We start from the raw sequence: 12,064 nt of genomic DNA, 5'->3' as shown, positions 1-12,064 counted from the left end.
GCCTGGCGCGGTGTCAGGCAGCGGCCTCTCAGAGGTACAGGGCTTTCGACTTCCAGTCCGGGTCCGGCAGGGCCTTGCGGTCCACCTTGCCGTTGGCGGTGACCGGAAGGGTGTCGACGGTGGCGAACAGGGCCGGGACCATGTGGTCGGGCAGCCGCTCCCGGAGGAAGGCCCGCAGGGAGCGCCGGTCGAGCACGTCGGCGGCCGTGGTGAGCCAGGCGACCAGGCGGGGGTCGCCGAGGTGGTTGGTGCGGACGGCCACCGCAGCCTGGCGCACCTCGGGGTGCTCGGCCAGGACGGACTCGACCTCGCCGGGCTCCACCCGGTGGCCGTGCAGCTTGAACTGTCCGTCGATCCGGCCGAGGAACTCGTGGACCCCGTCGGCTCGTTGGCGGGCCAGGTCGCCGGTGCGGTACCAGCGGGTGCCGTCCTCGGCGGTCGGGAAGCGTTCGGCGGTGAGCTCCGGGAGGAGCCGGTAGCCGAGGGTCAGGCCGGCGCCGGTGATCCAGAGCTCGCCCTCGGCGCCGGGCGCGGCCGGGGTGCCGTCCGGTACGGAGCGGACCTCGACCCGGGTGCCCTGGATCGGGCGGCCGATCGGCACCGAGGGGGTGAACTCCTCGGTGGCGCCGATCCGGTGACAGAGGGCGAAGGTGGTGGTCTCGGTGGGGCCGTAGCCGTTGACGATCTCCAGGGCGGGTGCGGTGGCGCGCAGGAGGCGGACGTGCGCGGGGGAGAGCGCGTCGCCGCCGGCCAGCACGGTGCGCAGGCCCGCCAGGGAGGCCGGGTCGGCGTCGATCTGGCGGTGGAAGAGGGCGGCGGTCAGCCAGAGCACGGTGATCGCGCGGCTGCGGAGCAGGTCGGTGAGCTCGGCGGGGCCGATCGGGCCGGGTGGGGCGAGTTCGACCCGGGCGCCGTTGAGCAGCGGGCCCCAGAGCTCGAAGGTGGCCGCGTCGAAGGCGACCGGGGCCAGCTGCAGCACCCGGTCGCCGGGGCCGAGTTCGACGTAGTCGGGCTCGGTGACCAGGTTGACCATCGCGGAGTGCGGCACCTGGACGCCCTTGGGGCGGCCGGTGGAGCCGGAGGTGTAGAGGAGGGCGGCGAGGCTGGTCGGCGGGGTCGGGGTCGGTGTCGGGGTCGAGATCGGTGTCGGGGCGGGGTGCTCGGCGGGGGCGTGGTGGGGCTCGGGGAAGCGGTCGAGCAGGCGGACGGGGTGGGGGGCGAGCAGGCGGGCGCCCGGGGCGTCGCAGAGGGCGAGCTCGGCGCCGGCGTCGGCGAGCATGCCGGCCAGGCGGGCCGGGGCCTCGGTGAGGGCCAGCGGGAGGTAGGCGGCGCCGGCCTTGAGTACGCCGAGCAGGGCCACCACCAGCTCGACCGAGCGGTCCAGGCAGACGGCGACCCGGTCGCCCGGGCGGACGCCCTCGGCCCGCAGCAGGGCGGCCAAGGCCTCGGCGCGGGCGTCGAGTTCGGCGTAGGTCAGCCGGCGGTGGCCGTCGCTCAGGGCGACGGCCCCGGGGCTGGCGGCCGCCTGGCGGGCGAAGGCGCCGTGGACGGTGCCGGGGGCCCGGGTGTGCCGGTCGGTGACGGTGGGCGGAACGGTCATCGGTGGGCTGCCAAGGGGGTGGTCGGTGGAGGAGGTCGCCGGAGGCCCGTCGTGACGGGGGCCGTGGTGCGGGGAGCGGTCGGTGGGGTCGGTCATCGGCCGGCTGCCGAGGTGGGGGCGGGGGTGTCCGGGCGGGTGGGGCGGGTGGCCGCATGGTCGCGGAACAGGCGCAGGCGCTGCTCGCCGATCCGGTCGCGGAGGACGGGGTCCTCGATGCCCTGGCCCTCCTCGGTGGCGAGGCCGAGCAGGCCCACCTTGCCCTCGTGGGCGTTGAGTTGGACCGAGCGGGTGGCCTCGGCGGCCCGGTCGAGCGGGTACACCGTGGAGAGGGTGGGGACGACCAGGCCCAGGCTGAGCAGGCGGGTGGCCTCCCAGGCCTCGTGGGCGCTGGCGCCGTGGCTGCCGATCACCCGCTTGAGCTTCATCCAGAGGTAGCGGTTGTCGTAGCTGTGCTGGTAGCCGCTGCTGGAGCCGCAGGTGACCACGGTGCCGCCCCGGCGGACCACGTTGACGGAGGTCTCGAAGGTGGCCCGGCCGACGTGCTCGAAGACCACGTGCGGGTCCTCGCCGAGCTCCTTGCGGATCGCCGATCCGAGCGCCCGCCAGGGCACTTGGCCGCCCTCGCCCTCGGGGCCGAGCCCGATCGAGGAGCGGTCGACCACCATCTGGCAGCCGAGCCGCTGCAGCAGCTCGGCCTTGTCCGGCGAGCCGACCACCCCGACGGCCGTGCCGCCCGCCTGCCGGACGAGCTGGACGGCGTAGGAGCCGAGCCCGCCGGCCGCCCCCCAGATCAACACCACGTCGCCCATCTTGATCCGCGCCCCCCGGTCGCTGATCAGCATGCGGTACGCGGTGCCCAGGCACAAGGTGTTGCAGGCGGCCTCCTCCCAGGACAGATGCGGCGGTTTGCGCACCAACTGGGTCGCCCGGGCCACGCAGAAGTCGCCGAAGGCACCGAAGTTGGTCTCGAAGCCCCAGGCGAGCATGCCGCCGGTGAGCATGCCGTCCTGCTGGGCCACCGGGTCCTGCTCGTCGATGTACGGCGGGTTGACCACCACCCGGTCGCCGGGGTGCCAGTGCCGCACCGCGGCGCCGACCCGGACCACCACTCCGGCCGCGTCGGAGCCGACCACCTGGTGGTCCAGGCCGTGCCGGGCCGGCCAGCGGCCCTGGCGGGCGAACCGGTCGAGGAAGCGGAAGGTGGAGACCGGGCGGTACATCGCCGACCAGACGGTGTTGTAGTTGACGGCCGAGGCCATCACGGCGATCAGCACCTCGTCCGGGGCGAGTTCGGGCATCGGCACCTCGCCCAGGTGCAGCGTGCGCCGCACGTCCCGGTCCGGCTCCGCGCCGAAGAGCTTCTCGTCCGCGCGGCGCAGGTGCACCGCGCGGTAGGACTCCGGCACGGGGCAGGCCAGCAGCTCGGCCGGGTCACCGCCGGCCCGGACCGCCTCGATCAGACTGGGCATCGGTGTCTCACTCACTTCGGGTCGGCGGGTGCCTCGGCGCCCGCCGCTCGGACGGACGGGGCCTGGTCGGGGCGGAGCGCGGTGCAGAGCTGCCCGAGGCTGGCCCTGGCCCGGACGGCCTCGATCAGCGCGGGCAGCACGTTGCGGCCCTCCCGGGCCCCGGCCCGGACCAGCTCCAACTCGGCTCCCCAGGGCGGGCGGTGGATCTCGCGCGGCTCACCGTGGCGGGTGTGTCGCTCGGCCCGCAGTAGGCCCTGCTCGGTGGCCGAGCGGCTGGGCCGATGCACGCCGACGGTCGGGCCCGGATCGCGGTAGGCCAGCTCCTCGATCTCGCCCTCCAGCCAGCCGGAGCGGATGCAGGCCGCCATCCCGCCGCGCTGCTCGATCCGCCGCAGCCACTCGTCCACCTCCGCGCCGAGCGACTCCACCAGCCCCTCGACCACGTGCGAGCCGCCCAACGGATCGGCGTAGCGGGCGAGATCGGTCTCCTCGGCGAGGATCTGCTGGGTGCGCAGGGCGATCCGCGCCCCGAGCGGCCCCGGGGTCTGGACGGCCTCGTCGAAGGCGCAGACGTGCAGCGACTGGGTGCCGCCGAGCACGGCGGCGATCGCCTGCACGGTGGCCCGGACGATGTTGTTGAGCGGCTCCTGGTAGGCCAGCGCCGACCCGAAGGTGTTGACCTGGGTGCGCAGCTTCATCGCCCGCGGGTCCCGTACGCCCCAGCGGTCGCGCATCCGCTCGGCGTAGCGGCGCCGGGCGACGCGCAACTTGGCCGCCTCCTTGAGGAGTTCCATGTCGGTGCCGAAGATGAAGCTGAACCGGGCGGCCACCTCCTCGGCGCCGTGGCCCCGGGCCGTCATCCCCGCCAGGTACTCCTCCGCGCCGGCCAGCGCGCAGGCCACCTCCAGCGCCGCGTCCGCCCCGGCCTCGCGGGCGTGGCCGCCGGAGACCGAGACCGGGTTGACCTTGGGCAGTTCGCGCAGGCAGTACTCCATCACGTCCAGCGCGTACCGGAGGCTGGTGTCGAGGTCGTAGACGTACGCCTTGCGGGCGAGGAACTCCTTGAGCATCTCGTTCTGGAGCGTGCCGCGCAGCAGCTTCGGTGCGACCCCCTGCTCCTCGGCCACCACGATCCACATCGCCAGCAGCACCGGGGCGGTGGCGTTGATGGTGAAGGAGACCGAGACCCGGTCGAGCGGGATCCCGGCGAAGACGGCGGCCAGGTCGTCCACGGTGGCCACGGAGACGCCGGTGCGGCCGACCTCGCCCTCGGCCCGGGGGTCGTCGGGGTCGAGCCCGAGCTGGGTGGGCAGGTCGAAGGCGAGCGAGAGCCCGGTCTCGCCCATCCCGAGCAGGTACCGGAAGCGCTCGTTGGTGGACTCGGCGCTCTGCAGCCCGGCGAGTTGGCGCATGGTCCAGAGCCGGGAGGTGTACCCCGTCGGGTGGATCCCGGCCTCGTAGGGGAACTCGCCCGGCGTGCCCGGCACGGCTCAGACCCCCGTGCCGTCGGTGCCCTCGGGGTCGTGCTCGGGGTGGCGGTCAGGGTCGTGCTCGGGGTCGGCCTCGGGGCTCTCCTCGGTGGCCAGGTCGAGGACGGATTCGGCGAACTCGCCGATGACCGGGCTCTCGAAGACGTTCAACAGCGGGATGTCGACCAGCAGTTCGGTGCGCAGCGCGGCGACGATCCGGGTCGCCACCAGGGAGTCCACGCCGAGCTCCAGCAGGTTGTCGTCCGGGCCGACCTGGTCGAGGTCGAGCACCTCGGCCGTGACGCGGCGGACGGCGGCCTGGATCCGGTCGAGGGTGAGGGCGGGGGAGGGCATCGGCACTCCGGTTCGCTAGTGGTGCCGGCTCGGCGGCGGCACCGAGGAGAAGGGGGGAGGGAGTGGCGTGTTGCGATTCTGGTCGTGACCGTACGGGGCGGCAAGGCCGGACTGACGGAGAAGCACGTCAGCATCCTGCCAACCGCCGTCGCGAGCCGAGTGATTCGGCTTGTTGGCACCTTGCTGTCAGCCTGTCCGTCTGGCGTGGACACCCGCGTGAGGCCGTTCATAGGGTCGGAAGTGGTTCATGGAATCGAAGTCGCCTGTTGGCGAGCGTGATCGGTGATCTCAGGGTGGGGAGGTGAGTACTCGAGTGGGCGTGCATGCGGACGGGGTGGGCTCGCCGGTGGCGGCCCTGTGCGAGCTGTACTCCGCGATCCTCGGGGTGCCCGGCATCGAGCCCGAGGACAGCTTCTTCGACTACGGCGGCAATTCGCTGTTGGCCACCCGGCTGGCCAACCGGATCCGCGCCGAACTCGGCCGTCCGGTCACGGCCATGACCGTCTTCGAGTGCCCGACCCCGGCCGAGCTGGCCACCGCAGTCGGTGGTGCGCTCGTCGGTGCGCCCGGTGGTGTGGACGGGTCGGGCGTCGTCGGTGGGGTGGTCGCCATCCAGCCCCGGCCGGCCCGGCTGCCGCTCTCCGCCGCCCAGCGCCGGCTCTGGTTCCTGCACCGGCTGGAGGGCCCGAGCCCGACCTACAACGTGCCGACGGTGACCGAGGTGCGCGGCCCGCTCGACCTGGTGGCGCTCGGCGCGGCGTTCGGCGATCTGCTCGCCCGGCACGAGGTGCTGCGGACCGGTTACGCCGAGGAGGGCGGCGAGCCGGTCCAGCGCGTACGGCCGGCCGGCGCGGTGCCTCTGGCGGTGGTGGAGGCGGCGAACGCGGCCGAGGCGGCGGGGGCGGTGGCGCGGGCCTGTGCGCATGCCTTCGACCTCGCGACCGAACTGCCGGTGCGGGTCGCGGTGGTGCGGACGGCCACCGACCGGGCCACCGTGGTCGTCACCGTGCACCACATCGCCACCGACGGCTGGTCGATGGCCCCGTTCGCCGCCGACCTCGCCGCCGCGTACGCGGCCCGGCGGCGGGGCGCGGCACCGGAGTGGGAGCCGCTGCCCGTCCAGTACGCCGACTACGCGCTCTGGCAGCAGGGTCGCTCCTCGACTGAGGAGACCCAACTGGGCTACTGGCGGGCGGTGTTGGACCGCCTCCCGGTGGAGCTCGCGCTGCCGGTGGACCGGCCGCGGCCTTCGCGCGCCTCGCACCGGGGTGGCCGGGTGGTGCGGCGGCTGGCGCCGGCCGTGGCCGACCGGATCGCCGCGCTGGCCCGGGCCCAGGAGGCGACCCCGTTCATGGTGGCGCAGGCGGCGGTGGCCGCGCTGCTCAACCGCCTCGGCGCGGGCACCGATCTGCCGCTCGGCACGGTGGTGGCCGGCCGGGAGGACGAGGCACTGGCCGGGCTGGTCGGGTTCTTCGTCAACACGCTGGTGCTGCGGATGGACCTCGGGGGAGACCCGAGCTTCGCCGAACTGATCGCCCGGGCCCGGGCGGTGGCGCTCGGCGCCTTCGAGCACCAGGCGCTGCCGTTCGACCGCCTGGTGGAGGAGCTCCGGCCGCCGCGCTCGGCGGCTCGGCACCCGCTGATGCAGACCGTGGTGAGCTGGCCGCCGGCGGGTGCGGTGCCGCAGTTCGAGGGGGCGGTGTGCGAGGCGGCGGAAGTGCCGCTGGAGGTCAGCAAGTTCGATCTGGAGTTCACCTTCCTGGACGGCGCGGAGGGCGAGTTGACCGTGCAGGTCGACTACGCGGCGGATCTGTTCGACCGGGAGACGGCCGAGCTGATCGGTGATCGGCTGGCGAGCCTGCTGACGGGAGTCTCGGCGGAGCTGCGGCTGAGCGAGCTGGGCGTCGAGCCGTTGCGGGCGGATGCCGTGGCGGCACTGCCCGGGCGCGGTGGCGCGGCGTGTGAACCGGCCACCCTCGGTGCGCTGTTCGCCGCCCAGGTGGCGCGGTCGCCGGAGGCGGTGGCGGTCGAGCACGCGGGCGAGGCGGTCGACTACCGCGAGCTGGACCGGCGCTCGGACCGGCTGGCGCGGGCCCTGGCGGGCCTCGGGGTGGGGCCTGAGGTGCCGGTCGCGGTCGCGATGGAGCGTGGCATCGGTTGGGTAGCGGCGCTGCTGGCCGTGGTGAAGGCGGGCGGCGTGTACGTGCCGGTCGACCCGGGTCTGCCGGAGGCGCGGCGGGGTCATCTGCTTGCTGACGCCGCGCCGTTGGTGACGCTGACGGACGCGGCGAGCCCGGTGGCGGGGATCAGGCTGGACGAGCTGGAGTCCGGTGCCGAGAGTGCTGAGGGCACTTCGCCGAAGCTGCCGGGCGTACGGCTGGATCAGCTGGCCTATCTGATCTACACCTCCGGCTCGACCGGCACCCCGAAGGGCACGGCCGTGAGCCACCGGGGGCTGAGCCGGATGGTGGCCGCCCACCGGGAGCTGCTCGGGATCGGAGTCGGGAGCCGGGTGCTCCAACTCGCCTCGATCGGCTTCGACATGTCGCTGGCCGAGGTGACGATGGCGCTGCTGTCGGGCGGCACGCTGGTGATCCGGCAGCCGTTGGACGTGCTGCGGGCGGGTGCGGGTGCGGGTGCGGCTGCGGGTGCGGGTGCGGCTGGTGCGGAGTCGACCGAGGCGGCAGGGGTGACGCATCTGATCGCCACGCCCTCCTTCCTCTCGGCCTGGTCGCCGGCCGGGCTGGCGCCCGGGGCCGTGGTGGTCACGGGCGGCGAGGCCTGCCCGGAGGCGGTGCTGGCCGCCTGGTCGGCCGAGCACCGGGTGCTGAACTTCTACGGGCCGACCGAGACCACCGTGTACGCCACGGCCGGTCCGCTGCACCCGGGGAGCGAGATCACCATCGGGGGACCGGTCCCGGGGACCACCGTGCGGGTGCTGGACGGCCGACTGGCGCCGGTACGGGACGGCGTGGTGGGCGAGTTGTACGTGGCCGGGCCGGGCCTGGCGCGGGGGTACCGAGGTCGGGCCGGGCTCACGGCGGCCCGGTTCCTCGCGGATCCGTACGGCGGGCCCGGTGAGCGGATGTACCGGACCGGCGATCTGGTGAGCTGGACGGCCGACGGCCGGCTGCGGTACCACGGGCGGGCCGACGATCAGGTGAAGGTGCGGGGCGTCCGGATCGAACTTGGCGAGGTAGAGGCCGCGTTGGCCGCCCTGCCGGGCGTCCGGCAGGCTGCGGCGGCGCTGCGCGAGGACGCCTCGGGCGAGCCGCGGCTGGTCGGGTACCTGGTGGGAGGTGACGAATCGGCCGATCCGCAGCGGGCGTTGGCCGAGCAGCTGCCCACGCACCTGGTGCCGACCGCGTACCTGCGGTTGACGGAGCTGCCACGTACCGTCAACGGAAAGCTGGACCGGGCGGCGCTGCCCGCGCCAGCGGCGGATCACGGCAGTTCGGCAGCAGGGGCAGAGGCCGGGGGCGGTGACCCGGTGGAACGGGCGCTCTGCGGACTGTTCGCGCAGGTGCTGGGCCGGTCCGAAGTGGGGCCCGAGGAGGACTTCTTCGCGCTGGGCGGGCACTCGCTGCTGGTGATCCGGTTGATCGCCGAGGTGGAGGCGCGCGGGCTCGGGGCGCTCGCGGTGCGGGAGGTCTTCGAGACCCGGACGGCCCGGGGGCTGGCTCCCCGTCTGCGTGGCCGCGCGGCGCCGCCGCCCGGCGGCCCCACCCGGATCGAGCGGCGGGCCCGCACGGTCGTGCAGCGGGCCGCCCTGCGGCCGGCCGAGAGCCCGTTGTCGCCGGCCGGGCCCGCGCGGACGAGCACCACCAAGGACCACTCGATGACCATGCCCACCGATGGCCCGGGAGCAGGCAAATGATCGACTCCGTCCGGCAGTTCGTCGAGCTGCCCGCTTCGCCCGCGCAGCAGGCCCTCTGGGTGATCGACCGGTTCGGTGGCGAGGCCGCCTCGTACGCGGTGCCGTGTGCGCTGCGGATCGAGGGTGCCTTCGACCCGGTGGCGGCCGAGTACGCCTTCGAGCGGCTGGTGCTCCGGCACGAACCGCTGCGGACCTGCTTCCGTTGGCACGAGGGGAAGTTGACCCAGCTGGTGGCGGAGCCGGCAGCGGGGGAACGGGTGCCGCTGGACTGGGCGGTGCTCCCGGTGCCGGTGGCGGAGTGGGAGGAGCGGGCCCGGGCGGAGGCCGCGCGGGCCTTCGAGCTGGAGCGGGGGCCGCTGCTGCGGGTGCGGCTGCTGGTGGCGGACGGGCCGGAGCAGCTGCTGGTGCTCTGCGCGCACCACATCGTGGTGGACGGCACCTCGTACGCCGTGCTGCTGCGGGAGTTCGCCGCGCTCTACAACGCCAGGTTGGCGGGCACCGAGCTCGAACTGCCGGAGCCGGAGCTGCAGTACGGAGACTACGCGCAGTGGCAGCTCGACCGGCTCACCGAGGAGGTGATCGCCGCCGACCTGGCGCACTGGCGCGAGCGGCTGGCCGATGCCCCGGTGCTCGAACTGGTCACGGACCGCCCGCGCCCGGCCCGGCAGTCGCACCGGGGCGAGGCGTACCGCTTCCCGCTGGGGCCCGAACTCAGCGCCGAGCTGGCGGAGTTCGCGCAGGAGGAGCAGGTGACGCTGTTCGCCGTGCTGCTCGCGCTGTACCAGACGCTGCTGGGCAGGTACAGCCGGGCGGCGGAGGTCTGCGTCGGCGTCACGGTGAGCGGCCGCAGTACGCCGCAACTCCAGGAGACGGTCGGGATGTTCGTCAACCTGGTGGTGTTCCGGGTGTCGACGGCCGACGATCCGAGCCTGTCGACGCTGGCCGCCCGCACCCAGGCCGAGTTCCTGGACGGTGTGGAGCACGCCGCGCTGCCGTTCTCCTGGCTGGTCGAACGGCTCAGCCCGGAACGTGACTTGAGCCGCAACCCGCTGTTCCAGACCGCCTTCGGGCTGGACCGCTCGCTCACCGAGGGAGTCCGGCTGACCGGGGCCGAGCTGCGGCAGGTGGACCTCTACCTGGGCATCGCCAAGTTCGACCTGGCCCTGACGGTGCACGAGGAGGGCGGCGAGCTCTCCGCCGTCCTGGAGTACGACAGCGAGCTGTTCGACCGGGCTGCGATGGTCCGGCTGGCCGGGCACTACCGGGAGTTGGCGGCTGCGGCGGTGCGGGAGCCGGGTCGGCCGCTCGGGCACCTGGACGCGGTGCCGGCGGCGGAGCGGCTGGAGCAGGTGGAGCAGTGGAACGCCTCCGGCGGGGCCGAGCTGCGGCACGGCACGATCGCGGCGGCCTTCGAGCACTGGGCGGCGGCCACGCCGGAGGCGCCGGCCGTGCTGCAGGTGGACGGGCCGACCGTCGGCTACCGGGAGCTGAACGAGCGGGCGAACCGGCTCGCGCACCGGCTGCGGGCGCTGGGCATCGGCCCGGAGCTGACGGTCGGCATCCTGGTCCCGCCCACGGTGGAGCAGGTCGTGGCGGTGCTCGGCACGGTCAAGGCGGGCGGGGTGTACGTGCCGCTGGTGCCGGGGGATCCGCGCGAGCGGCTGCGGCGGGTGGCGCGGGGCGCCGCGCTGGAGGCGGTGGTCACGGTCTCCGCCCTGGCCGGGCGGTTCGACTACGAGGGCGCCCCGGTGGTGGTGGTGCTGGACGAGCCCGAGGAGCTGCGGCCCGGGGTGGACGAGGTCTGGCCCTGCTCCGACCCGAGCCCGGCGGCGCTGCCCGACAACCTGGCGTACGTGCTGCACACCTCCGGCACGACCGGCGTGCCGAAGGGCATCGGCGTCTCGCACCGCGCCGTGCTGCACCGGGTGCACAGCGAGAGCAACCCCGGCCTCGAACCCGGGGCGACCAGCCTGCTGGTCGCGCCGCTCTCCTTCGACGGCGCGGTCTGGGAGTACTGGTCGACCCTGTTGAGCGGCGGCACCATGGTGCTGCCCGACCCCGCCCTGCCCTTCCCCGAGGTGCTGCGCGGCGCACTGACCCGGCACCGGATCGACCGCCTGGTGCTGATGCCCGCCCAGCTCCAGCTCGCGCTCGACACCATGCCCGAACTGGTCGGACGCAGCCCGCAGTTGATCACCGGCGGCGACGTGCTGCCGCCGTACCTGGCCGGTCGGGCGGTGGCGGGCCTGCCGGCGGGCGGGGTGATGCTCCAGACGTACGGGCCGACGGAGTGCACCGTCTTCGCCACCGTCGAGCCGCTGACGGCGGTGGACGAGACCCGGGCCACCGTGCCGATCGGGTACCCGGCGCCGGACGCCACGACCTACGTGCTCGACGAGCACTACGCGCTGGTGCCGGTGGGCGTGCCCGGTGAACTCTGGCTGGGCGGCCCCGGGGTGGCGCGCGGCTACCTGGGCCGGCCCGGGTTGACGGCCGACCGCTTCGTGCCGGATCCGTTCGGCGCGCCGGGCGGACGGCTGTACCGGACCGGCGACCTGGTGCGCCAACTGCCGGACGGGAAGCTCGACTTCATCGGGCGGATCGACAGCCAGGTGAAGGTGCGCGGGTACCGGATCGAGACCGCCGAGGTGGAGAGCGTGCTGCGGCGGCACCCGCAGGTGCGGGCCGCCTTGGTCGTGGCCCGGGAGGACCTGCCGGGTGGACGCGGGCTGGTCGGCTACGTGGTGGCCGATCCCGGCGCGGCCCCCGAGCAGGAGCTGCGCGAGCTGCTGGCCGCCGCCCTGCCGGGGTACATGCACCCGGCCGCGCTGGTCCGGCTGGACGCGATCCCGATCACCGGCAACGGCAAGGCGGACCGCCGTGCGCTGCCCGCACCGGAGTTCGGTGGGCAGGCCGGGGTCGAGGAGGCGCCGAAGACCGCGACCGAGGTGCAGCTGCTGGCCGTCTGGACGGAGCTGCTCGGCGTCGAGGGGCTCGGCCGGCACGACAAGTTCTTCGACGTGGGCGGCAATTCGATGCTGCTGGTCTCGCTGCACGGTCGGCTCACCGAACTGCTCCCCGAAGTGCCGCTGGCCCTGGTGGAGTTGTTCGAGTACACCACCTGTGCCGAGTTGGCCACCGTGCTCGACCGGCGGCGCTCCGGCGCGTCGGCGCAGGCAGGCGACGCGTACGACCTCTGACCGTCCCAGCCCTCTGACCGTCCCAGCCCTCCGACCATCCCGACTTCCGACCATCCCAGCCCTCTGACCCAGCCGCCCGCCGACCCCCGCTACCC

Annotated in this window: 6 protein-coding genes; 2 read left to right on the top strand and 4 right to left on the bottom strand. The window is 74.4% G+C overall.

Going from position 1 to position 12,064, the window contains the following annotated elements:
- Positions 1-28: 28 nt before the first annotated feature.
- Genes CFP65_RS03860 through CFP65_RS03845 form a run of 4 tightly spaced genes read right to left on the bottom strand, consistent with a single transcriptional unit; the run spans position 29 to position 4,892 of the window.
- Complete coding sequence (locus CFP65_RS03860) at positions 29-1,696, bottom strand: amino acid adenylation domain-containing protein (RefSeq protein WP_104814755.1); 1,668 nt, start codon at positions 1,694-1,696, stop codon at positions 29-31.
- Entirely contained in the window at positions 1,693-3,069 is a 1,377-nt protein-coding gene (gene ccrA, locus CFP65_RS03855; protein WP_104814754.1) for a crotonyl-CoA carboxylase/reductase, read from the bottom strand. The genes CFP65_RS03860 and ccrA overlap by 4 nt, the downstream gene beginning before the upstream one ends.
- Positions 3,070-3,080: 11 nt before the next feature.
- Positions 3,081-4,556 carry a methylmalonyl-CoA mutase family protein gene (locus CFP65_RS03850; protein WP_104814753.1) on the bottom strand — a complete coding sequence of 492 codons (1,476 nt, stop codon included), beginning with the start codon at positions 4,554-4,556 and terminating at the stop codon, positions 3,081-3,083.
- Positions 4,557-4,559: 3 nt separating this feature from the next.
- Entirely contained in the window at positions 4,560-4,892 is a 333-nt protein-coding gene (locus CFP65_RS03845; RefSeq protein ID WP_104814752.1) for a phosphopantetheine-binding protein, read from the bottom strand.
- A 301-nt stretch (positions 4,893-5,193) separates the two neighbouring features.
- On the opposite strand from CFP65_RS03845, the gene CFP65_RS03840 reads away from it, so the two are divergent.
- Positions 5,194-8,769, top strand: coding sequence for a non-ribosomal peptide synthetase (locus CFP65_RS03840; RefSeq protein ID WP_104814751.1), 3,576 nt, complete (start codon positions 5,194-5,196; stop codon positions 8,767-8,769).
- Positions 8,766-11,969, top strand: coding sequence for a non-ribosomal peptide synthetase (locus CFP65_RS03835; protein WP_104814750.1), 3,204 nt, complete (start codon positions 8,766-8,768; stop codon positions 11,967-11,969). The genes CFP65_RS03840 and CFP65_RS03835 overlap by 4 nt, the downstream gene beginning before the upstream one ends.
- Positions 11,970-12,064: the final 95 nt, after the last annotated feature.

Origin of the sequence: Kitasatospora sp. MMS16-BH015, assembly GCF_002943525.1 — a bacterium.
GTDB lineage: Bacteria > Actinomycetota > Actinomycetes > Streptomycetales > Streptomycetaceae > Kitasatospora.
This window is presented reverse-complemented; position numbering and strand designations above follow the sequence as displayed.

What these genes read in the sequence shown, in the direction of transcription:
- CFP65_RS03860 (WP_104814755.1), bottom strand. Translation starts at nt 1,696, where the DNA reads ATGACCGACCCCACCGACCGCTCCCCGCACCACGGCCCCCGTCACGAC.
- CFP65_RS03845 (WP_104814752.1), bottom strand. Translation starts at nt 4,892, where the DNA reads ATGCCCTCCCCCGCCCTCACCCTCGACCGGATCCAGGCCGCCGTCCGC.
- ccrA (WP_104814754.1), bottom strand. Translation starts at nt 3,069, where the DNA reads ATGCCCAGTCTGATCGAGGCGGTCCGGGCCGGCGGTGACCCGGCCGAG.
- CFP65_RS03835 (WP_104814750.1), top strand. Translation starts at nt 8,766, where the DNA reads ATGATCGACTCCGTCCGGCAGTTCGTCGAGCTGCCCGCTTCGCCCGCG.